A 21,628-nucleotide genomic window follows, 5' to 3' on the forward strand; every position below is an offset into this window, starting at 1 on the left:
GCCAGTCGATCACCAGTTAGTGATACTTCACGGAACATGTACTTCCACACCGCCTCTCGCCGCCATATCTGAGCCATAGGCGTTTCTAGTTACCGTCGGGTAGTGTCCGTCGCACCGACGATCAGAGACGATCCGGAACCGTTTTCTTTCCACGATTTCAGGAGCGCGAGTGTCGCATTCTCGATTCGAATCCATCGGCGCCTATCTGCCTTCGAATATCGTTACCACCCAGGAGCTGCTCTCCCGCCTGAAGGAACCGCCGTCTTTCGATCTCGAAAAAATTACCGGAGTGAAGGAACGCCGGGTGCACGACACGAACCCGGACAGCTACGAGGACTCCTTCGCGATCGCCATCAAGGCCGCGGAAGACTGTCTGTCCAGGTCGCGGTACGAAGCGGCCGAGCTCGACGTGATCATCTCCACCTCCATCACGCGGAGCAACCACGCCACCCGCATGTACATGGAGCCGTCCTTCGCGAGTTCGATAAGCGGCCTTATCGGAGCGAAGAACGCCATTACCTTCGACGTGTCGAACGCCTGCGCCGGGATGCTCACCGGCACCTACATTCTGGACCGGATGATCCGCTCCGGTGCGGTGCGCAACGGCATGGTGGTCAGCGGTGAGGCCATTACTCCGATCGCCGACACCGCGGCCGAGGAGATTTCCGCGAAATACGATCCGCAGTTCGCGTCGCTGTCGGTGGGCGACTCGGGTGCCGCGGTCGTGCTGGACCAGGCGGTCGACGACAACGACAAGATCCACTACATCGAACTGGTGACCGCCGCGGAGTACGCGAACCTGTGCCTCGGCATGCCCAGCGACAAGAGCCAGGGGATTGCGCTCTACACCGACAACCGCAAAATGCACAACGAGGACCGCTTCGTCTTCGGCTCCAACAGCTTGAAGAATCACCTGGAAAAGCTGGGGCGCACCTTCGCCGACGAGGAGTTCGACTACATCGTCCATCACCAGTTCGGCGCGGCCGCGATTCCGTGGATGAACGCCATCGCCGAACGCGAGCTCGGCAGCCCGATGCCGCCGGATCTGCGGGTCATCGAGAAGTATGGAAACACCTCCACCACTTCGCATTTCATCGTTCTGCACGATCAGCTGAGCGACCAGAAAATCCCGGCGGGCTCGAAGCTGCTGATGATTCCCGCCGCCTCCGGAATCGTGGCCGGCTACCTGTCCACCACCATCTCGTCGCTGAAGGTCTGAGGTCTGCCATGGGCGTACGCATCAAATCCACCAGCATCAGCCGCACCAGCGACACCCACAGTGTCGTCGAGCACAGCGGTCGAGCGGCGCGGCAGAGCCTGGAGCGGGCCGGGGTTCGCCCCGACCAGGTCGGCGTGGTCATCAACGCGGGCATCTTCCGCGACTACAACACGGTCGAGCCCGCCGTCTCGGCGCTGATCCAGAAGGCGGCGGGCATCGGCCTGGAGTACGCCAAGGACGATCCGCGGACCTTCTCGTTCGACCTGATGAACGGCGCGACCAGCGTGCTCAACGCAGTGCAGGTGGCCACCGCCATCCTGGAGACCGGCAGCGCCGAGCACGTGCTCATCGTCTCCGGCGACACCCACCCGTCGCTGCTGCGGTATGCGGCCGATGACGAATTCCCTTACACCACTTCGGGTGCCGCGCTGCTGCTGGAGCGCACCGATGATCCGGTCGGCTTCGGCAAGGTGCATACGGTGACAGGCGAGGGCAGCGCGGCCGTCGAGGCCTACGTCGACACCGCGACGATGGGCACGGCAGGCCGCGGCCTGATGACCGTCGAGCGCGAGCCGGGCTTCGAGGATCGACTGCTCGAGGCGGCGGTCGAGGCGGCAGGTGTCGCACTGGCCGAGATCACCGATCCGAGCGGTATCGCGCTGATCGCCTCGACGCCGACTCCGGGGTTCCCGAAGCGGCTGGCCGATGCCCTTGGTATCGACCAGAATTCGGTGCGCACACCGGATCTCGCCTACGGCGACCCGCACACCGCGTCGCTGACCCAGGCCTACGACCGGGCCATCGGCCAGGACACCCTGGCCGAGCACACCCAGGTGCTGTTCGTCGCGGCAGGGGCGGGCCCGTCGGCGGCGGCGGTGCTGTACCGGCTGCCCGCGCCCGCCGGGGCGGCTGCGTGACCTCGGCGACCTATTGGGCGGCCATCGACCGGTTCCGTGCGTTCGCGCGCACGGAACCGGATCGGGACGCGGTCATCTACCCGGACGCGACGACCTCGGGCGATCTGCCGTCCTATCGGCACATCACCTACCGCGAGCTCGACGACTGGTCCGAGACCATCGCCGAACGGCTCATCGCGGCCGGGGTCGGCTCGGGCACCCGCACCATCGTGCTGGTGCTGCCGAGCCCGGAGCTGTACGCAATCCTGTTCGGGCTCATGAAGATCGGCGCCGTGCCGGTAGTGATCGATCCGGGCATGGGTCTGCGCAAGATGGTGCACTGCCTGCGCGCGGTCGAGGCGGAGGCGTTCATCGGTATTCCGCCCGCGCATGCTGTGCGGGTGTTGTTCCGGCGCAGTTTCCGCAAGGTGCGCACCACGGTGACCGTCGGCAAGCGGTGGTTCTGGCGGGGCGAGCGGCTGGCGGCGTGGGGCCGGACACCGTCCGGCGTCGCACCGGAGCGGGTGCCCGCCGTCGCGGACGACGTGCTCGTCATCGGATTCACCACGGGCAGTACCGGTCCCGCCAAGGCGGTCGAGCTGACCCACGGCAATCTGGGGTCGATGATCGACCAGGTGCACACCGCTCGCGGCGAGGTGGCACCGGAGACCTCGCTGATCACGTTGCCGCTGGTCGGAATTCTCGATCTGTTGCTCGGATCCCGGTGCGTGCTACCGCCGTTGATCCCGAGCAAGGTCGGCTCCACCGATCCGGCGCATGTCGCGCACGCGATCGAGAAGTTCGGCGTGCGGACGATGTTCGCCTCGCCCGCCCTGTTGATTCCGCTGCTGCGCCATCTCGAACAGCAGCCGACCGAGCTGAAGACGTTGGGCAGCATCTATTCCGGCGGCGCGCCGGTGCCGGACTGGTGCATCGCCGGGCTGCGCGAGGTGCTGACCGAGGACGTGCTGATCTTCGCCGGATACGGGTCGACCGAAGCATTGCCGATGTCGCTCATCGAATCCCGGGAGCTGTTCAGCGGTCTGGTGGCGCGCACGCATCAGGGTGCGGGCACCTGCATCGGGCGGCCCGCCGACAAGATCGAGGCCAGGATCATCGCCATCACCGATGATCCGATCCCGAGCTGGGCACGGGTCGACGAACTGACAGGCGAGCTCGAACAGTCGCGCGGCATCGGCGAACTCGTCGTCGCGGGTCCGAACGTCAGCACGCACTACTACTGGCCGGAAGCAGCCAACCGGCAGGGCAAGATCGTCGACGGCGACCGGATCTGGCATCGCACCGGCGATCTCGCCTGGATCGACGACGAGGGCCGGATCTGGTTCTGCGGGCGCAAGAGTCAGCGGGTCGACACCGCCGCCGGGCCGATGTTCACGGTCCAGGTCGAGCAGATCTTCAATACCGTTACCGGCGTTGCCCGCACGGCGCTGGTCGGCGTCGGCGCGCGCGGTGCGCAGCGGCCCGTGCTGTGCTTCGAAGTGGCGTCCGATGCCGACGGCGCGGCGGTCGGGGCCGCGCTGCGGGCACGCGGGGCGGAGTTCGAACTCACCAGTGCGATCACGGACTTCCTGGTGCATCCCGGGTTCCCGGTCGACATCCGGCACAACGCCAAGATCGGCCGCGAGCAACTGGCGCAGTGGGCGACCAAGCAGATCGGTGCGACCGCGTGAACGCGAAAACGACGGCGCTGCGGGCGATTCCCGTGCTCGGCTGGGTGTACCTGGCCGGTGGGGTCGCCGCGGTCGCGACGGATCGGGTGCCCGAGAACCGGGTGCTGCGCGCCGCGTGGTGGATCGACGCGTTCCTCAGCGTCGTCGTGCACGCGGCGCAAATCCGGCCCGCGCTCCGGGCGGCCGAGAATTCGGGGCGCTCCCCCGTCGAGACGGCCGTGCTGACGCAGATCTTCGGAATGACCTGGTGGCGAACGCAGGAGACGCGATGACAAAGATATTGGTGACCGGTGCGTCCGGGTTCCTCGGCGGCGCGCTGGTGCGCAGGCTGGTACGCGACGGCGAGCACGACGTGTCGATCCTGGTGCGGCGCGCCAGCAATCTGGCCGACCTCGGCGACGACGTCGATCGCGTGCAGCTGGTCTACGGCGATCTCACCGACCAGGCATCGTTGGTCGCCGCGACCAACGGCGTCGACATCGTGTTCCACAGCGCCGCCCGAGTCGACGAACGCGGAACCCGGGAACAGTTCTGGGACGAAAACGTTCGAGCGACCGAACGGCTCCTCGACGCGGCGCAGCGCGGCGGCGCGTCCCGCTTCGTGTTCATCTCCAGCCCCAGTGCGCTGATGGACTACGACGGCGGCGATCAGCTCGACGTCGACGAGTCGGTCCCCTATCCGCGGCGCTACCTGAACCTGTACTCGGAGACCAAGGCCGCGGCCGAGCGCGCCGTATTGGCCGCGAACACCGCGGGATTCACCACCTGCGCGCTGCGGCCGCGGGCGATCTGGGGCGCGGGCGACCGATCCGGTCCGATCGTGCGATTGCTCGGCAAGACCGGCACCGGGAAACTGCCGGACATCTCGTTCGGCCGCACCGTGTACGCCTCGCTGTGCCACGTCGACAACATCGTCGAGGCGTGCGTCAAGGCGGCGGCCTCGGACGCGGTGGGCGGCAAGGCCTACTTCCTCGCCGATGCCGAGAAGACCAATGTCTGGGAGTTCCTCGGCGCGGTGGCCACTGATCTCGGCTATCAGCCGCCGAGCAGGAAGCCGAACCCCACGGTGATCAACGCCGTAGTGCATGTCATCGAAACTATCTGGCGGATACCGGCTGTCGCGACGCGTTGGTCGCCGCCGCTGTCGCGCTACGCCGTCGCGCTGATGACGCGCAGCGCGACCTACCACACCGCCGCCGCGAGCCGCGATTTCGGCTACGCCCCGGTCGTGGACCGGGACAGCGGGCTGGCCACCTTCCTCGCGTGGCTCGAAACCCAGGGCGGCGCAGTCGAACTCACCCGAAATTTGCGCTGACACCCGCAGTCGTCACCGGAGGCAACATGAACAAAGCATCGCATAGCGATTCCGTGGGGAGTGGTGGTCGGACGACGGGTGGGCAGATCGACACCGGCTTCCGTCGGAAGATATCGCCCACGGAGCGCCTGTACTTCTGCACCAGGGAAGTGTCGCCGCCGTTCCTGATGCACATGGTCGTGCACGGCGCCGGCAGCCTCGACCCGGACGCCGTGCAGCGCGCGGTGGACGTGGCCTCCGAGGCGAATCCCGGCGCGCGTTTGGTCCGCGACGGCAAGTACTGGGTGGACAGCGGTGTCCCGGCGCGGGTTCGGGTGGTGCCAGGATGGACGCTCGACTACGCCACGCTGGAAGACGACGCGGTGCTGAACAGCCCGATCGGGCCGACACCCGACCGGACCACCGAGGTGCTGCTGCTGACCGGTGAACAAACCACCGTCGTGTTCCGTGTCTTCCACGGAGTGATGGACGGGATGGGTATGCGAATGTGGGTCGACGATGTGCTCCGCGCGCTGCGCGGGGTGCCCCCGGCCGGGGCGCCCGACCCGATCTCCGACGCCGAACTGGTGGCGCGGGTGGGTGCGCCCGGCAAACAGACACTGGTGCTGCCGACGTATCGGGCCGCGACGGGCCGTGGCCGCCAGGACCCGGCGGCCTCGCGATGGTTGTTGCGGCACCGGACGATTCACGCGACCGGCAAGGGGATGGTCGCGCGGGTCTCGGCGATCCTGGCCGCCGAAGCCGGGGTGAAATCGCGCTTCATGGTGCCGGTCGACCTGCGCAGGCACGATCCGGCGCTGCGGTCGACCGGGAATCTCGCGCTGCCACTGTTTCTCGACGTCGCGCCCGGCGAGAGCTGGGAAACGATCAGCGACCGGATGCGCGCCGGACTGCGGCAGCGCACCGAACTGAACCAGCTGGACAACGGCGGTCTGTCGAAGTTCCCGCCCGCCGCCATCCGCGCCGTGCTGCGGATGAGCAACTGGATCGGCGCCAGGCTCAACCGGAACATGGTGTCCGCCACCGTGTCACACATGGGCAAGTTCGACCTCGACGAGCTCGCCGTGCCGGGCTGGACGCCGAGCACGATGCGGGTGCTGCCGCAGCACAGCGGGGCGATGCCGCTGCTGTTCGGGATGCTGGAATCGCATGGGAAGATCGAGCTGACCGTGTCCTGTCGCAACGGTGCCGGCATCGAGCCCAGGCTCGAGGCGCTGCTCGACAAGATCGCGGCAACGCTGGAAGCCGATCTCGTGCCGCATGATTCGCCAGTGCGATGACCGGCTGGGCGCGATTCGTCATCGCCCGCCCGCGCACGGTGCTCGCCATGGTCGTCGGGGTGATGCTGCTGGCCGGGCTGTTCGGCATGCACACCGCCGACAAGGTCAGCGCGGCCGGATTCACTGACCCGCACAGCGAGTCGGCAGCGGTCGATCAGCTGGTCCGCGACCACTTCGGCCCGCAGACGCCCGACGCCGTCGCGCTCTACACCGCGCCGGACGGGCAGACGCTCGACGATATCGGGCCTCGGGTGCGGCAATCGCTGGCCACCATCGATCGCAGGCTGCTGCAGCGCCCGATCGAAACCTATTGGAACAGTGTGCCGCCGCGTAAGCAGTTCCTGAAGTCCGCCGACAACCGGCAGGCGCTGGCGGCGGTGTTCCTCGCGGGCGACGACAATCGACGCGTCACCGCCTACCCGGAGATCGAAGCGGCACTGAAGGTTCCGGGCATCGATACCAAGCTGTCCGGCTATAGCGCGCTCGCGACGCAGATCAACAGTCAGTCGCAGCATGACCTGGTGCGCGCCGAATCCATCTCGCTGCCACTCACATTGCTGATTCTGGTGCTGGTGTTCGGCGGCGTGGTCGCGGCGTCGCTGCCGGTGGCGGTCGGGGTGCTCGCGGTACTCGGCGCGATGGGCACCATTCGGGTGCTCACCGAATTCACCGAGGTGAGCACGTTCGCGGTGAATATCGCCTCGCTGCTCGGGCTGGGCATGGCGATCGACTACGGGCTGTTCCTGGTGACCCGCTTCCGTGAGGAGCTCGCGGGTGGGCGCGATGTCGAGTCCGCCATCGAGCGGACCTGCGCCACCGCGGGCCGGACCGTCGCCTTCTCGGCGCTACTGCTGATCTGCGCGTTCGCGGGCACTTTCGTGTTCCCGCAGGCCGTGCTGCGGTCGCTGGGTTTCGGCGCGATCGCCGCGGTCGCGCTGGCCGCGGGCCTCTCGCTCACCGTGCTACCCGCCATGCTCGCGCTGTTCGGGGCGCGAATCGGCAAGGCGGGCAGCAAGGATCGGACCGAACGATGCTGGGGCCGGGTGGTGGATTCGGTGCTGCGCAGGCCAGGCCTGGTCACCATCGTGGTCGGCGCGGTGCTCGTGCTGCTTGCCGTGCCGCTCACCGGCGCGAAGCTCGGCGACATCGACCACCGCGCATTGCCCGCGGGCAACGAAATGCGCACCACCGTCGAGGAACTGACCACCGGATTCCCAGCGGCGAGTAGCGGTGTCACCGCGGTGCTGCAGGGGACCGATGGCCCGCCGCAGTCGGCCGCGGTCGATGCCGCGAGCGCCGCGCTCGGTCGCGTCGACGGCGTCCGCCAGGTGCTCCAGGTGGGCCGTGCCGACGATTTCGTCGTCTTCCACGCGTTCCTGACGGCCACCGACCGCAGCGAAAACGCCTCGGCCACAGTGCAAGACATCCGCGCCCTGACTCCGCCCGACGGCACCGTCCTGCGGATCGGCGGCGATACCGCGGCCACCGTCGACAGCGTGCACTCCATCGTGCACGCCATGCCGTGGATGATCCTGGTCATGATCACCGCGACGGTGCTGCTGCTGTTCGCGGCGTTCCGATCGATCGTGTTGCCGCTCAAGGCCGTACTGATGGCGTTCCTCAGCCTCGCCGCCACCTTCGGTGTGCTCACCTGGATCTTCGACGACGGCCACCTCGCCGGTCTGCTCGGCATCAGCCCCGGCCCGCTCGCCGCGGGCATGCTCGTGCTGATCATCGCCGTCGTCTTCGGACTCTCCACCGACTACGAGGTCTTCCTCCTGTCCCGCATGGTCGAAGCCCACCACTCGGGTGCCGACACCGCGGCCGCCGTCCGCATCGGCACCCTCAAGACCGCCCGCGTCATCACCGCCGCCGCCACCCTGCTGGTCATCGTCACCGGCGCCTTCACCCTCTCCCCCTTGACGCCCATGCGATTCCTCGGCCTCGGCATGATCATCGCCCTGCTCATCGACGCCACCCTCGTCCGCATGCTGCTGGTGCCCGCCCTGGTCAAACTCATGGGACCCGCCAATTGGTGGAACCCGTTCGCCAGCCCTCGCCGCATCCCCGCCTCCGTCGAACGCGCGGAAGAACCGGCCGGGGTTCGGTGAACCACGGAATTCACTGGCGCACAGCAGCCGTCGAATCGGCTACCGGAAAAGCATCTGGAACATCCGCGAATATCTTTTTTGCAGACTAATTTTCATACCGATCGGTCGCCACGCCGCAGCGAAGATTGCAATACATTCGATCACTCCCCAGGCTTAGCTCCCATGTCCGCCGCCTGCCCCTCCTGCTCCTGGCCATCGCCGATGCTTGTCTCTTCGCATGGGGCGGTGCGCTATTTGCGCTGCGTGTGTGGCAGATTCCTGGTTTCGCACGGCGGCGGGGTGAACCTGGTGGCCGGTCGGAGTGCTTGCGGCACACCCAAGGTGGCCGAACACCTGGAGTTGATTCCGCTTCCCGAAAAGTGACATCGCACTCCGCCGGCCGGGTCAGTCCGTTTTTGGTCCTTTCGTGGTTCACACACCGTGCCGACGGTCGGCCGACACCAATTCGCTGACCCGCGCCTCGTTTTCGGCGGAGAACGGGTTTCGGTATGCCGCGACCGCCAGGCGCGTTTCCTCGGTGATCAGGTCGGCGTTGATGTGCGCGGCCGCGAAAGCGCCTGCCGCCGCGGCACCGCCGACCTGAGCGGACAGATCGGTGACGTTACCGGCGACCCACACACCGGGTACCTCGGTACGACCGGTCGCGTCCGCCGGGATGTGCTCACCCATGCCCGACATGTGCGCCACGGGCCGCAGTCCCAGTGCGGCAAGGAAATCGGCGCGCGCCACCATTCGGGACATCACCGCCAGCGCCTCGCGGCGGACCACGGTGCCGTCGCTCAGGCGAACGCCGGTCAACCGGTCATCGGTGATTTCCAGCGCGGCCACCTCACCCGGCACCACCGTGATGCCGCGGGCGGCGAGCTGCTCCAACTCTTCCTTGCTCGGCGACGGCATGGTGTGCGGGAAAAGCGTGATGTCGTTGCTCCACTGGCGGAACAGCAGTGCCTGGTGCACCGACATCGGCCCGGTGCCGAGCACGCCGATGGCCTGGTCACGCACCTCGTATCCGTGGCAGTACGGACAGTGCAGAACGTCGCGTCCCCACCGCTGCCGCAGGCCCGGAATCTCGGGCAGTTCATCGACCAGACCGGTGGTCACCAGTAGTCGCCGCGCGCCGACCGTCCGGCCGTCGGACAGTGTCACCGCGAATCCGTCGTCGGTGCCGGTCACGGCGTCGACCGCACCGGTCACCACATGGCCGCCATACCCGCGGACCTCCGCGCGGCCGCGTTCCAGCAACTCCCCCGGTGCCATTCCCTCCCGGGCGAGCAGTCCGTGCACGCCCGAAGCCGGAGCGTTGCGCGGTGCGCCCGCGTCGATCACCACCACCGACCGCCGTGCCCGTCCGAGCATCAGCGCGCCGCTCAACCCGGCCGCGCCACCGCCGACAACCACCACGTCATAGTTATCTTTCAGCTGTTCAGTCACCATGACCACCTCCGCGACCACCATGCGGCCGAACCCGGCATATACGCAATGTTTGTTGCCGATCTGGCAAGCTGTTGGCATGGATGACGATCTCGATCAAGCGCTCGACGCGGTCGGGCCGCGGCTGCGCGCGCTGCGCAAACAACGCGAAACCACCCTGGCGGCCCTGTCGGCAGCCACCGGCATCTCGGTGAGCACCCTGTCTCGCCTGGAATCCGGCGACCGCCGCCCGACCCTCGAGCAACTGCTTCCGCTCGCCCGCGCCCACGGCGTCACCCTCGACGAACTCGTCGATGCCCCGCAAACCGGCGACCCGCGCATCCACCTGCGCCCGATGACCGCCCATGGCATGACGATCCTCCCGCTGACGCGGCGCGCGGGCGGCATCCAAGCGTTCAAGATGGTGCTCGCCGCCGGCTCGCGCCGCACCGAGCCGTCGCCGCAAACCCACGAGGGCTACGAGTGGCTCTACGTCCTCAACGGCAAACTGCGGCTCGTGCTCGGCGAACGCGACATGGTGCTCACCCCCGGCGAAGCCGCCGAATTCGACACCCGCGTTCCGCACTGGTTCGGCGCCGCCACCGCCGAATCCGTCGAATTCCTCAGCCTTTTCGGCAAACAGGGCGAGCGCGCGCACCTGCGCGCCCGCCCCAAACCGCCCGCCGGAAAATAAGTCGAGTTCGCCGCGCCTGCTCGGTACCATTCGTGTCATGGAGTGATGACCGATGCCGAGTGCGCCCGCCGCATACCGCTGTCCCAGAAATGGTTTCAGCGCCCGGCGGTGCTGCCCGCATCCGTCATCACTCCTGCGAACCTAGGACTTCCATGACCGACGAAACCTTCCTTCAGCACGTCACCGCCCGGTTGGCCGCCCTCCCCGGCGTCCACGCGGTCACCCTCGGCGGCTCACGCGCCCAGGGCACCCACACCCCGGACAGCGACTGGGACCTCGCCATCTACTACCGAGACACCCTCGACCCCGACGACCTCCGCGAAACCGGCTGGCCCGGCGAGGTTTCCGAACTCGGCGGCTGGGGCGGCGGCGTCTTCAACGGTGGCGCCTGGTTCACCATCGATGACCGCAAGGTCGACGTGCACTACCGCGACCTCGACGTCGTCGAACACGAACTCGCCGAAGCCGAACAAGGCCGTTTCCACTGGGAACCCCTGATGTTCCATCTGGCAGGCATCCCCAGCTACCTGGTAGTCGCCGAACTGGCCATCAACCAGGTCCTACACGGCACCCTCCCCCACCCCACCTTCCCCGAGGCCCTACGCACAACAGCGCCACCGATATGGCAGAACCGCGCAGCGATGACACTGCAATACGCCGAAACCACTTACGCCCCCCGCGGCCAGGCCGCCGAAGTGGCAGGCACCCTGGCCATCGCCGCAATGCAGACAGCTCACGCGATCCTGGCCGCCCGCGGCGAATGGACAACCAACGAAAAGCGACTACTGCAACAAGCCGGCCTCCGTGACATCGACACCATCCTCACCGAGCTCGACGCGGACCCGAAGTCGTTGGCACAGGCCATCACCGAGGCGGCGCAACTGTTCGACGGTGCGATGGCCGACCTATGATCGTTGCCCGGTTTCGGTAACGACGCATCCACCCACGGACATCGATCGGCGAGGACACCACGATGAACACGACTATCGACAAGATCGCCTGGATTCACCTGGAACACGGGAGGATCCTCAGCACGCGTTCACATGGCAGGGACGTCTACTACATTCCCGGCGGTAAGCGTGAACCCGGCGAGACCGACCTCGATACCCTCGCCCGGGAGATCAGGGAAGAACTCGCCGTCGCCATCATCCCCGCCACCGCCACCCACCTCGGCACTTTTCACGCCCACGCACACGGCCACCGGGACGGCGTCGTCGTCCAGATGACCTGCTACACCGTCGACCACCACGGAACACCAACCCCCAGTAGCGAAATCGACGAAGTCGTCTGGCTCACCTACGCCGACCGCCCCCGCGTCTCCCCCGTCGACCAACTCATCTTCGACCGCCTCCACCACACCGGCGCACTCCGCTGAGCAGCCCGTCGGGCCCGGTCAGCGACAACCCCTGCGCCTTGGCCATCCGCACCAACTCTTGGGCGGCCAGGGCTTCAGCCGAAGCCTCGGGCTTGATCTTCTTCCTCGTCACGGCATCAAGTGTCGTCATCACGGCACCTTCCCGCTGAACATCAATCAGCGTGTTGGGCCGGAACCACCGTTAAATCCACAGTCCCCTCCGCTGACCTGCTTACTGGGTGGGTTGGTGGCGGGCGGCGTTGGCGAGGATTGCGTCGTGGATGTATTGGGATAGGCCGGGGGCCATGTCGTCGTAGTTGAGGCCGGAGCGTTGGTTGGTGCGGTAGGCGGTGGCTAGGGTGCGGTGGGTTTCGTAGGGGCAGTCGTGGAACCAGTGGTTGAGGTGCTGGCGGTGTTGTTCGGCTAGGTCCATGGCTTGGGGGGAGGCGGCGGGGACGCCGGATTGCATGGCGTCGGCCAGGTGTTGGTGGATGGTGGCTTGTTCGGTGCGCAGGGTCAGCCAGTCTTGTTCGGTGTAGTGCAGGGTGCGGTCGCGGCGTTGGGTGAATTCGGGGGTGTTGCCCCATTTTTGGGTGATTTCGTCGGCGCGGTCGATGAGTTTGTCGACGCCGAGTACCAAGAGTCTTTCGGTGGGAGTGAGGGTGATGCCGATTCGGCGGGCGGTGAGTTCCTTATCGATGAGGGAGATCATGGATTGGTAGCGGGTGGTTTTCGCGGTCAGCAGGTCGCGCTGGCGGCGGAGGTGGTCCTCGTCGTCGATGGTGGGGTCGGCCAGGACGGTGGTGATCTCCGGTAGACCGAGGTCCAGTTCGCGGTAGAAGAGGATGCGTTGCAGGCGTTGCAGATCGGTGTCGGAGTAGAGGCGATAGCCGGCCGCACTGCGGGCGCTCGGTTCGAGTAGGCCGATTTCGTCGTAATGATGCAGGGTGCGGATGGACACCCCGGTCAGCTCGGCGATGGCGCCAACGGTGTATTCGAGTTGTTCCATGCCTGCCACTGTGCGGCCTCACGTGACGTGAGCGTCAAGGGCGAAACAAAGAGACCAGTTCACTGGCCGTAAGAGAACCGGAGATCGGCGAAGAGCAGGTGGTTGAGGCGGCGCCGGAGGTGTCCGGTCTTGCTCGGGTCCGGGGGTTCATCGGGGGTGAGCAAGGTGAATCTCAGCAAAGTGTCGCCACCCGCTACCGCCGTCAGCTGGAAATGCACCTGGTCATCAGGTCTGCTGGGCCACAGCGACGACCACACCACCCTGTCGGGTTTATCGGCTGCCAGCACTCGGGGTTCGACTTCGTCGGCCAGCAGCACAAGCCAGGCTCGTGCCTGCGCCCGCCGCGGCTCGGTCAGCGATTCCCACACGACGGACGGCGGCGCGGGCAACCGCCGCGCCCTCGAACCGATCTCGATCACCCAACCAGGATAAATCCTGACGAATCCACATTCAGTGGCGCCTGGTGGCGGCGAGAAGGGTCCGCCGTCATGTGCCACTGAATGTGGATTCAAAGGGGGTTACTGTTCGGGGGCGAGGATTTCGCCGGATTCCGCTGATCGGACGAGGATTGCTTCGATCGGGCAGGATTCGGCGGCGTCGATGAGGAGGTCGTCCGGGGGGACGACTTCTGTTATCGGGCTGGAGCGGCCGTCGACGAGGGTGAAGTGTGCGGGGGCGAGGCCGGTGCACATTCCTGAGCCGAGGCAGGTGCTCCGGTCGACCTCGATACGCCAATGTTGCTCTGCCATACCAGTTCCCCTTACCAGCTCACTGGAAGCGCTTTCGGCCCACGTACCAGCAAGCCGGTCTTCCACGGTACTTCCTCGTACGGGACCGCGAGGTGCAGCGTCGGGAAGCGTTGCAGCAGTGAGCCTAACGCGACCTGCAGCTCCAGTCTGGCGAGTTGGGCACCTAGGCAGTGATGGACCCCGTGACCGAACGCCATGTGCGGGTTGTTGTTTCGGGCGAGGTCCAGCTCTTCGGAGTTGTCGAACACGCTCTCGTCGCGATTGGCGGCCTGGGTGTTGACGATCACCGACTCCCCCGCCCGGACGGTGACGCCGCCGAGCGCGACGTCCTCGGTGGCGACCCGGGCGAAGGAACCGCCGGAGCCGAGCTGGACGTAGCGCAGCAGTTCCTCGATCGCGTCCGGCACCAGTTCGGGCCTGCCGCGCAACAGTTCCCAGTGGCGCGGTTCGCTGAGCAGGACATAGCTGAAGTTGGCGATCTGGTTGGCGGTGGTTTCGTGGCCCGCGATCAGCAGGCCGATCCCCAGGTTGACCAGTTCGTCTTCGCTGAGCCGGTCGTCGTTGTCGCGGGCGGCGACCAACGCGCCGAGCAGGTCGTCGGTCGGCTGTTGCCTGCGCTGCGCCACCACCTCGGCGAGATAAGCCTCGAGGGCCGCGCGCGCGGCGTCGATCTGCTCGGTGGTGTGCGCGGTGGTGGACAGCACGGTGTCGGAGAAGTCGCGGAACCGGTGCTGGTCGCGGGTGGGCACACCGAGCATCTCGCAGATCACGGTGACCGGCAGCGGCAAGGCCAGGCTCTGCACCAAATCGGCGACCGGCCCGGCGGATTCGATCTCGTCGAGCCGCTCGTTCACGATCTGCTGCGCGCGCGGACGGAGTTGCTCGACGCGGCGGCTGGTGAACGCCTTGGCGACCAGTTTGCGCAGCCTGCTGTGCTCGGGCGCGTCCATGCTGAGCAGCGAGTTCTTCCGCGTCGGGTTCGGCGTGGTGCGCGGGATGTCCTCGCGGTCCACCGTCGCGGCGCGGCTGAATCGCGGATCGGCGAGCACCAGCTTGGCGTCCGCGTACCGGGTGACCAGCCAACCCTCGTCGCCGTAGGGCAACTGAACACGGGAGACCGGCTCTTCGCGACGCAGCTTGGCGAAGAGCGGGTCCATGTCTAGGCGGATGGGTTCACCGAAAGGGTAGTGGCGCACCTCAGTTTTCACGGTCATGCGGGTCTCCCTTGGCCGACGCCGACTGGCGCGGTAGCGATGTAAGCAATTGCTTACACAACCTCATGTTAGGGAGGTCACAATGCCGCGTCAACGGTCGGATTCCGTTACGGCGGCGGGAAATTCACGTCCGTGCGGGCCAAAAGCGTTTGCGCGGCGCGCAGCACATGACCGGCAACCGTCGCCGGATCCGCGCTGGCCAACGGCTCTCTACGGTGCACGGAGCGCAGCAGTCCGATGCCGAGCAACCAGGCGAGCAGCAGGTCGGCACACAGCTCGCTATCGGGGCCGTCGCCGAGCGAAGACATCGCGCGCACGTACTCGTCACCCAGCTCGCGGCGAATCGCCGAGGTCCCCTGGTCGTGTCCGGGCGAGCGTAGCGCGGCTTGCAGCCAATACTCCTGTGCCCCAGGACCGCTCGGCTCCAGCATCGCCGCGAGCAGCCTGCTCAACAGACCCTCGACCGGTCCGTCCTCTAGCCTGCGCCGTCCCTGGTCCGCGATCGCGGCCCGGAACAGCTCGTCCTTGTTGCCGAAATACCGGAACAGCAAGGCCTGATTCACCCCGGCGCGCGCCGCGATGTCGCGCACCGTGGCGCGCTCATACCCCCGCTCGGCGAACAATTCCTGCGCCGCCGCCAGGATCGCGGCGGTGGTGGCGGCCGAATCCCTTTTCCGGCTGACCGTTTCGTTCTCGCTGGACATGCATCCTCCGGTTGCCAAATCTGCGCAAGAGCAGCGTAAAGCAGGCAACCGATCCTTCGCTGACACCCGTTGCGGAGGCGACCGAGCGGTCCGCAACTGCCGTCAAGGATTGTCTACTTCGAGGCTTTTCGCGAGGTCTGCCGGTGTTTCAGGCGCCGAGGGCACTAGCCAGATGCGGCCAGGAGTCGTGCAGGTCCGTTTCGAACTGGCCCCAGGTGTGCGCGCCCTCGGGCCGGTTGACGTGCACCGCGGGCAGTCCGAGCTGATCGAGCCTGCCCGCGAACGCCGCAGTGCAGGCGCTGGCGATGGCCTCGATCGGCGGGAACGGCAGTCCCCCTTCATCGATCGCGCCGGGGGTTCCGGTAGCGGCCGACAGGTAGATCGTTTTCCCTGCCAGCACAGCCGCATTGGCGAACGCGTCGTGCGCCCGCCAGATCGCGTCGCCCGGCGCGCCCCACATGTTCGCCGTATTGCCGCCGCCGCGGACGACCTGCGCGCTGACCATCGCGACCCCGAGAGCGTCAGCGGTCCAAGGACATCCGCTGTACGCGGCCACGGCGCTGTACACCTCAGGTGCCTGGATCGCGAGGTCGACCGCCGACCCCGCACTCATCGAGACCCCCGCGATCGCGTTGCGTCGAGTGGAGCCGAGCTGGGCGTCGAGGACTCCCGGCAGTTCCCGGGTGAGGTAGGTCGTCCACCGGTTGCGCCCCACCGCCGGGTCGTCGGCGAGCCAATCGGTGTACAGGCTGTACGCGCCGCCGACCGGCATCACCACGTTGACGTGCTTGTCGGCGAAGAAGTCCCGGACATCGGTGTCGTCCCACCAGGAGATGCCGTCCTGACCGCCGCCGATCCCGGTGAGCAGGTACAGCGTGGGCGCCGGACCGCCGGCGGCCCGAATCACCCGGTTGGTCACCACCCGATCCATCGACGGTGAGTAGACATCCATCCGCGAGACCGACCCGCCCAGCGAGGCCTCCTCGACCAGCCGCGCGCCGGTCGGAACCGCCGCGGCCGGGCCGACCGACAAGACCGAAGCCATCAACACACCAACAAGCAAAACCACATACTTTGAAGCCGCCACTATCCCGTTATACCGCCGGAAGATCATCGCAAAACCTGAAGCGTCGGACCAAGATTCGGGTCTTGACAGTGCGACGCCATGCCGTTTCGTCCGGCCCGTCACCTGCCAGAAAATCGGTGCACCATAGACACTCAGGTTTACATCGCGTACAAGCCGCGCGAGACGGTGAACGTGCCTGCATCGGACACCAATTCGCATACCACGAAGATTCGCGCGCGCTCGCCACCATCGGGCGACGCCGTACGAGCCGAACTAAACCTCGATTTCGGTGAACAAATCACACTCAATCTCGAGGGATTTCGTGCCGAATCGCGCCGGCGGACCGCGGCGACGCCGAGGGCTCGCGGCGGGGCCCGGTCGATGGCCGCGGCACTAGCCGGGCGGACAGAAAAGTTACGCGCAGATCGGGCACGCGGTCGCACGTGGCGCTGACATGCCCTGATCGGAATCGCGGCGCGCCGAAGCGCCGACACGGGTTGTCCGTCGAGCCGCCCAGGCGCCGCCACCCACAATCGGCGGGAAAAAGGTAGGCTGACGCGGCGCTAGTGCTGTCGGCTCCAGGCCGGTAGCGCAGCGAGCGGAGAATGCTTTTGCACACATTCCGCCCGCCCGCGTTAACCACGCGGCCAGCGCGCATGGAATGCTGTCCACTGAGTCCGTAAATTTTGCACCATTTCTGTGGACTGAAACATCACTGAGTACAAGGAGAAAATATGACACAGGGCGTCGTCAAGTGGTTCAACGCGGAGAAGGGGTTCGGCTTCATCGCGCAGGACGGCGGCGGTCCCGACGTCTTCGTCCACTACTCGGCTCTCGGCGGGTCCGGGTTCAAGTCCCTCGATGAGGGACAGCGTGTGGAGTTCGAGGTCGGCCAGGGCCAGAAGGGTCCGCAGGCCACGGACGTCCGCGCCATCTGATCAGGCCGGATTGACGCTCCTCCCACTTTTCGGGTGGGAGGGGCACACCTGCTTCATATGCCGCGATCGATCATGTCCAGCATCCGCTCACTCATAGCGTCGAGCTGATCGTCCGGCAAGGTCCGCAGCGGGCCGTCGATGGCCAGAAACGCCATCCCGTGCACCGCCGACCACACCAAATACTCCGCCCCGGGTCGCCGTTCCGGCGGCACGTTCCCGGCAGCGACCATTTCGTCGAGCGCGTCTCCGAGAAGTTCGATGCCGGACCGGCCGGTAGGGCCCGCGGCATCCGGTAGGCCCATCGCGGTGGCATCCCGCCCGCTCGTGAACGCGGTGCGGAACAGCCCGGGTTCGGTACGCGCGAATCGCAGATAGCCGACGCCGACGCCGCGGAAACGCTGCCGCGCGGCCACCGCGGGATCCGCACTCAGGGTGAGACCGTCCTGCTCCGCCGCCATCATGGTCGCCATCTGTGCCAGCGCCGCGTTCGCCACCGCGGCGACGAGCGCGTTGCGGTCGGCGAAATAGGTGTACGCGGCGTTCGGCGCGACACCCGCCTGCCGAGCCGCCTCCCGGAGCACGATCGCGGCCGGGCCGCCACCGCCGCGAGCCAGGCGCAGCCCGGCTTCGATCAGCGCGGGCCGCAAGGCGCCATGCCGGTAGGTAGTGCGGCACGCGGCCTGCGGGTTGCGTTCAGTCATATCACCTCTCGATGTGATTCACCGCACAACATCTGTACGGCATCCAGATGCCGACCTGTGTTCTGTACGCCGTTCAGATTAGTGGAACGGGCACATCGACTGAGAGACGACCCATGGACCCCATCAAGCTGTTCACCGCGATCGCGCTGATCTCCCTGCCCACCGTGATGTTCGGTGGCGTGATGGCCTTGCGCCTGCTCGCCGCCGAGAAGCTCACCGAGTACCAGCGCACCTACTTCCGGACCGGGCACGCGCACGCGGGCGTGCTGCTGGTGATGACGTTGGCGACGCTCGCGATTCTGGCGGATACCGGATTCGACGACGGGGTGCTGTGGGTCGTGTGCACGCTGCTCGCGCTCGGCGTGATCGCCCAATCCGGCGGCATGTTCCTCAATCTGGCGATCGGCAAGCCGGGCAAGTGGTCGGCCACGAACACCCTGAGCGCCTTCGGTGGCGTGCTGCTCGCTGTCGCGATGCTCACCACCGCGTACGGCGTGATCGCCTGACGGCCCAGCGAGTTGTCTCGCCGGGCCGTCTGCGTCAGATTGCCAGGGGCAGTAGGAGATCGGCGGACTCGAGATCCAGCAGCGCGCGTTTGGCGGGGAGCCCGCCCGCGTAGCCGGTGAGGGCGCCGCCCGCGCCGAGGACTCGGTGGCACGGAATCAGGATCAGTAGCGGGTTGCGCGACAGCGCGCCGCCGACCTTGCGGGCGTCCTCGGGTCCACGACCTAGTGCGCGGGTGAGCGCGCCGTAGGTAGTCGTGTCGCCGTAACCGGTTGTGGCTTCGAGGGTTTCCAGGACCTGACGGTCGAAGGCGCTCATCGCGGACCGGTCCATGGGGACCGTGAATTCCTGACGGGTGCCCGCCAGATACCCATCGATCTCGACGATCGCGGTGACGAGATAGTCGAGCGCGCAAGAATTCTCGGCAGTCGGTGCGGTGGCCGCGTCGTCGGTGCGGACGACGCGGGTGATGCCCGTCGTGCTTGCTTCGATGCGGAGGTTGCCGAGTGTCGAGGCGTGAACTGTGCGGGCTGTTGAGTTCTGCATGGCGTGCTCCTGTTCGGCGTTCTTGTCATCTGGTAGACGCCGGTCGGGCCGCAAACGTGAGATCACTGGGAATTGTTGTGCCGGGCCGCTTTCCAGGCGGCGTACCGCTCCGGTAAACAGACCGCGCACGGTCGGTAGCCCGCGCTGATCGCGGTCGGTTCGTCGGCGAAGAAGACGCGATGGGCGCGATAAGCACCGCGAGACAGCGCACGTAACGCGGACGGGCAGTCCAGGCGACCGTAGATCCTGCCGCGCCGATGGCCGCCGTATCCTCCCGGAGTCGGGCTGAGGTACGGGCGGCCGTCGGCGTCGAGCAGCGTGTACATGCGGTTGTTACTGGGCGTCATGCAGGACTAGGCCGAGGGTGTGGCGGATGCCACCCCGAATTCGGCTGACGCCGTGCCGAACTGGCGAGCGAGACCAGCCACGACTCGACGGGGTCGGCCGGTCGCGGGTGGTGAAGATCAGGCCGTGCCCCTGCTCCAGCACGGTGACGGTCGCTTTCGACTGGGCCCGGGGTCGTTGCTCGACGAGCAGGAACTCGCCGCCGGTGTGGTCGATTCCCGGACGATCCAGCCCGATCACCACCTGCAATGGGAACACCAGGTCACCGTAGAGATCGCGGTGCAGGGCGTTCCAGTCACCTTCGGTGTAGCGCAACAGGATCGGCGTCGGCTTGGACTGCCCTGCGGCGTGACAGGCGTCGAGCCAATCGCCGAAGTCGTCGGGCCACGGAGCCGGATCGCCCAACCGTTCGGCCCAAGAGCGGGCGACGGGCAACAGCTTTCGATAGAACGCCGCGCGCATGGCCATGATCGGCTCGGGCACCGGATCGGCGAAGTACCGGTAGGTGCCCTGCCCGAATCGGTAGCGGGCCATGTCGATGGTGGAGCGGAATCTCGCCAGGTCGTCCCACATTTCGGTGAACTCGGCGCATTCGCCGGGCGTCAGCAGCGGGCCGGTCTGGGCGCAACCATAAGCATCGATCTCGTCGGTGAGGTCGGGCCAGGACTGTGCGGCGATTCGATCGGCCAGCGGGGCAAGGGTTTCGGTGTTTCGCATACCGCCTCCAAGGTCAGCGGGGTGGTCGGTGCTTACGCGGCTTCCAGCGTGAGCAGGGTGGTTTTGGCCTCGATGCCGCCGACGTACTGGCCGATCGATCCATCGCTGCGTACCACCCGATGGCACGGAATCACCACGGGCAGTGGGTTGTGCGCGCACGCCGAACCGACGGCGCGGACCGCCCGTGGATTGCCGACGGCAGCGGCGACGACGGCGTAGCTTTCGCGCTGCCCGTAGCCGATGTCGCTCAGATGCTCGATCACTTGACGACGGAATCCGCCGGTCAGTCGCAGATCGAGGGGCAGGTCGAAATGTGTTCGGGCACCGGCGAAGTACTCGTCGATCTCGCGGGCCGCGGCATCCAGGCGCGCGGGTGCGGCGAGCACGCGGGGGCTGACCCGCTCGGCGAGGGTGGTCAGGACGGTGTCGTGGTTCTCGTTGGGATAGGCGACGCGCACCAACCCAGCCGGGGTTGCCGCGAGCAACAGCGAGCCGACGGGGGTGTCCATGGTGCGGTAAGCGACGTCGAGCAAGCCCACGGACTGTGCGTCCGCCGCCAACCGGCGGTGCAGCTGAGCGAGCAGGTCACGGTCGGGGGTCAGGCCGTCGAACAGGCCGTTCGGGTCGCCACGGTCGATGGTGGCCATCATGTTTCATCCTTCGGATAGAGCTTGCGCAGAGTTTTGAGGCCGTCGGCGGCGGCGCGGCGGGCGGCGTCGGTGGAATTGCCGAGCAGCTCGGCGATTTCGGCGTGCGGCAGGCCTGCCAGATAGTGGTAGGCGACCGCCTGACGTTGCTTGGGCGGCAACGCTTTCAAGGCGGCCCAGAGGTGCGGGTCGTAGTCGGCCGGGTCCGGTTCCGCGGACGGGCGTTCCGGCAGTGTCTCGGCCGGGACCGGAGCGCGGGTGAGCGCGCGGCCGACGTCGATCGCGCGACGGTGCGCGATGGTGACCAACCATGCCTCGATGTTCGCGTCGGGTGCGAGGTCGGGATACGCGCGCAGGGCGGACAGGAAGGTCTCCGACCACGCGTCGGCCGCGTCGGTCGGCCCGAGCACCGCCCGGCAGACGCGCAGCACCATCGGGCCGTATTCGGCCACCACTTCCTCGAACGGAGGCAATCTCACACTGGGTAGACGTTCAGGCCGTCGGAAACGTGAGATTCG

25 protein-coding genes and 1 pseudogene are annotated in these 21,628 nt (G+C 67.0%); 12 read left to right on the plus strand and 14 right to left on the minus strand.

Annotated elements, in window-relative coordinates:
• The first annotated feature begins 169 nt into the window (after positions 1-169).
• The 7 genes from ACIBCN_RS08435 to ACIBCN_RS08465 are packed head-to-tail and all read left to right on the plus strand — an operon-like array spanning position 170 to position 8,512.
• Entirely contained in the window at positions 170-1,219 is a 1,050-nt protein-coding gene (locus tag ACIBCN_RS08435; RefSeq protein ID WP_396990834.1) for a 3-oxoacyl-ACP synthase III family protein, read from the plus strand.
• 8 nt (positions 1,220-1,227) lie between these two features.
• Positions 1,228-2,136 (plus strand): hypothetical protein, encoded by a 909-nt coding sequence (locus ACIBCN_RS08440; RefSeq protein WP_396990835.1) that lies wholly within the window; start codon positions 1,228-1,230, stop codon positions 2,134-2,136.
• A complete protein-coding gene (locus ACIBCN_RS08445) occupies positions 2,133-3,806 on the plus strand; it encodes a fatty acid CoA ligase family protein (protein ID WP_396990836.1) in 1,674 nt (557 codons plus the stop codon). Before ACIBCN_RS08440 ends, ACIBCN_RS08445 begins: the two co-directional genes overlap by 4 nt.
• Positions 3,803-4,078 carry a hypothetical protein gene (locus tag ACIBCN_RS08450; RefSeq protein ID WP_396990837.1) on the plus strand — a complete coding sequence of 92 codons (276 nt, stop codon included), beginning with the start codon at positions 3,803-3,805 and terminating at the stop codon, positions 4,076-4,078. Before ACIBCN_RS08445 ends, ACIBCN_RS08450 begins: the two co-directional genes overlap by 4 nt.
• The gene (locus tag ACIBCN_RS08455; RefSeq protein WP_396990838.1) at positions 4,075-5,121 is read left to right on the plus strand and encodes an NAD-dependent epimerase/dehydratase family protein; all 1,047 of its coding nucleotides are present in this window, start codon (positions 4,075-4,077) and stop codon (positions 5,119-5,121) included. Before ACIBCN_RS08450 ends, ACIBCN_RS08455 begins: the two co-directional genes overlap by 4 nt.
• A 26-nt stretch (positions 5,122-5,147) precedes the next feature.
• The gene (locus tag ACIBCN_RS08460) at positions 5,148-6,401 is read left to right on the plus strand and encodes a peptide synthetase (protein WP_396990839.1); all 1,254 of its coding nucleotides are present in this window, start codon (positions 5,148-5,150) and stop codon (positions 6,399-6,401) included.
• On the plus strand, positions 6,398-8,512 hold the full coding sequence (locus tag ACIBCN_RS08465) for an MMPL family transporter (RefSeq protein WP_396990840.1): 2,115 nt from the start codon (positions 6,398-6,400) through the stop codon (positions 8,510-8,512). Before ACIBCN_RS08460 ends, ACIBCN_RS08465 begins: the two co-directional genes overlap by 4 nt.
• 411 nt (positions 8,513-8,923) lie before the next feature.
• On the opposite strand, the gene ACIBCN_RS08470 is transcribed toward ACIBCN_RS08465, so the two are convergent.
• On the minus strand, positions 8,924-9,946 hold the full coding sequence (locus ACIBCN_RS08470) for an NAD(P)/FAD-dependent oxidoreductase (protein ID WP_396990841.1): 1,023 nt from the start codon (positions 9,944-9,946) through the stop codon (positions 8,924-8,926).
• 76 nt (positions 9,947-10,022) lie between these two features.
• Between ACIBCN_RS08470 and ACIBCN_RS08475 the strand changes: the two genes are divergently transcribed.
• The 3 genes from ACIBCN_RS08475 (at position 10,023) to ACIBCN_RS08485 (ending at position 11,991) form a co-directional block, all read left to right on the plus strand.
• Entirely contained in the window at positions 10,023-10,616 is a 594-nt protein-coding gene (locus ACIBCN_RS08475; protein ID WP_396990842.1) for a helix-turn-helix domain-containing protein, read from the plus strand.
• A 152-nt stretch (positions 10,617-10,768) separates the two neighbouring features.
• Positions 10,769-11,527, plus strand: a complete 759-nt coding sequence (locus tag ACIBCN_RS08480; protein ID WP_396990843.1) for a nucleotidyltransferase domain-containing protein — start codon at positions 10,769-10,771, stop codon at positions 11,525-11,527.
• A gap of 62 nt (positions 11,528-11,589) precedes the next feature.
• Positions 11,590-11,991: an NUDIX domain-containing protein gene (locus ACIBCN_RS08485; protein WP_396990844.1), complete on the plus strand. Its 402-nt coding sequence runs from the start codon at positions 11,590-11,592 to the stop codon at positions 11,989-11,991.
• On the opposite strand, the pseudogene ACIBCN_RS08490 reads toward ACIBCN_RS08485, so the two are convergent.
• The 7 genes and pseudogenes from ACIBCN_RS08490 to ACIBCN_RS08520 all read right to left on the minus strand — a co-directional run.
• Positions 11,990-12,124 (minus strand): annotated as a pseudogene (locus ACIBCN_RS08490) (IS256 family transposase); the annotation flags it as partial. The gene ACIBCN_RS08485 and the pseudogene ACIBCN_RS08490 sit on opposite strands and share 2 nt — an antisense overlap.
• 78 nt (positions 12,125-12,202) lie before the next feature.
• Positions 12,203-12,979 (minus strand): MerR family transcriptional regulator, encoded by a 777-nt coding sequence (locus tag ACIBCN_RS08495; protein ID WP_396990845.1) that lies wholly within the window; start codon positions 12,977-12,979, stop codon positions 12,203-12,205.
• A 59-nt stretch (positions 12,980-13,038) separates the two neighbouring features.
• The gene (locus ACIBCN_RS08500) at positions 13,039-13,398 is read right to left on the minus strand and encodes a hypothetical protein (protein WP_396990846.1); all 360 of its coding nucleotides are present in this window, start codon (positions 13,396-13,398) and stop codon (positions 13,039-13,041) included.
• A 99-nt stretch (positions 13,399-13,497) separates the two neighbouring features.
• Complete coding sequence (locus tag ACIBCN_RS08505) at positions 13,498-13,728, minus strand: ferredoxin (RefSeq protein ID WP_396990847.1); 231 nt, start codon at positions 13,726-13,728, stop codon at positions 13,498-13,500.
• Between the two features lie 11 nt (positions 13,729-13,739).
• Positions 13,740-14,942 carry a cytochrome P450 gene (locus tag ACIBCN_RS08510; RefSeq protein ID WP_396990848.1) on the minus strand — a complete coding sequence of 401 codons (1,203 nt, stop codon included), beginning with the start codon at positions 14,940-14,942 and terminating at the stop codon, positions 13,740-13,742.
• Positions 14,943-15,049: 107 nt separating this feature from the next.
• Positions 15,050-15,646, minus strand: coding sequence for a TetR family transcriptional regulator (locus tag ACIBCN_RS08515; RefSeq protein ID WP_396990849.1), 597 nt, complete (start codon positions 15,644-15,646; stop codon positions 15,050-15,052).
• A gap of 148 nt (positions 15,647-15,794) precedes the next feature.
• On the minus strand, positions 15,795-16,691 hold the full coding sequence (locus ACIBCN_RS08520; protein WP_396990850.1) for an alpha/beta hydrolase: 897 nt from the start codon (positions 16,689-16,691) through the stop codon (positions 15,795-15,797).
• A 755-nt stretch (positions 16,692-17,446) separates the two neighbouring features.
• On the opposite strand from ACIBCN_RS08520, the gene ACIBCN_RS08525 reads away from it, so the two are divergent.
• Positions 17,447-17,650: a cold-shock protein gene (locus ACIBCN_RS08525; protein WP_069166293.1), complete on the plus strand. Its 204-nt coding sequence runs from the start codon at positions 17,447-17,449 to the stop codon at positions 17,648-17,650.
• Positions 17,651-17,703: 53 nt separating this feature from the next.
• Here the strand turns inward: ACIBCN_RS08525 and ACIBCN_RS08530 are convergent, their stop codons facing one another.
• Positions 17,704-18,351, minus strand: coding sequence for a TetR-like C-terminal domain-containing protein (locus tag ACIBCN_RS08530; RefSeq protein ID WP_396990851.1), 648 nt, complete (start codon positions 18,349-18,351; stop codon positions 17,704-17,706).
• A 113-nt stretch (positions 18,352-18,464) separates the two neighbouring features.
• Between ACIBCN_RS08530 and ACIBCN_RS08535 the strand changes: the two genes are divergently transcribed.
• Positions 18,465-18,857 (plus strand): hypothetical protein, encoded by a 393-nt coding sequence (locus ACIBCN_RS08535; protein ID WP_396990852.1) that lies wholly within the window; start codon positions 18,465-18,467, stop codon positions 18,855-18,857.
• A gap of 34 nt (positions 18,858-18,891) precedes the next feature.
• On the opposite strand, the gene ACIBCN_RS08540 is transcribed toward ACIBCN_RS08535, so the two are convergent.
• The 5 genes from ACIBCN_RS08540 to ACIBCN_RS08560 all read right to left on the minus strand — a co-directional run bounded on the left by ACIBCN_RS08540 (position 18,892) and on the right by ACIBCN_RS08560 (position 21,583).
• Complete coding sequence (locus ACIBCN_RS08540) at positions 18,892-19,401, minus strand: methylated-DNA--[protein]-cysteine S-methyltransferase (RefSeq protein ID WP_396990853.1); 510 nt, start codon at positions 19,399-19,401, stop codon at positions 18,892-18,894.
• A 62-nt stretch (positions 19,402-19,463) separates the two neighbouring features.
• Entirely contained in the window at positions 19,464-19,748 is a 285-nt protein-coding gene (locus ACIBCN_RS08545; protein ID WP_396990854.1) for an Ada metal-binding domain-containing protein, read from the minus strand.
• Positions 19,735-20,463, minus strand: a complete 729-nt coding sequence (locus ACIBCN_RS08550; RefSeq protein ID WP_396990855.1) for a 2OG-Fe(II) oxygenase — start codon at positions 20,461-20,463, stop codon at positions 19,735-19,737. Before ACIBCN_RS08550 ends, ACIBCN_RS08545 begins: the two co-directional genes overlap by 14 nt.
• Positions 20,464-20,495: 32 nt before the next feature.
• Positions 20,496-21,110 carry a methylated-DNA--[protein]-cysteine S-methyltransferase gene (locus ACIBCN_RS08555; RefSeq protein ID WP_396991167.1) on the minus strand — a complete coding sequence of 205 codons (615 nt, stop codon included), beginning with the start codon at positions 21,108-21,110 and terminating at the stop codon, positions 20,496-20,498.
• Entirely contained in the window at positions 21,110-21,583 is a 474-nt protein-coding gene (locus tag ACIBCN_RS08560) for an RNA polymerase sigma factor (protein ID WP_396991168.1), read from the minus strand. Before ACIBCN_RS08560 ends, ACIBCN_RS08555 begins: the two co-directional genes overlap by 1 nt.
• Positions 21,584-21,628 lie beyond the last annotated feature (45 nt).

This window comes from Nocardia sp. NPDC051052, from assembly GCF_044456045.1.
In the GTDB taxonomy this organism is placed as follows: Bacteria; Actinomycetota; Actinomycetes; order Mycobacteriales; family Mycobacteriaceae; genus Nocardia.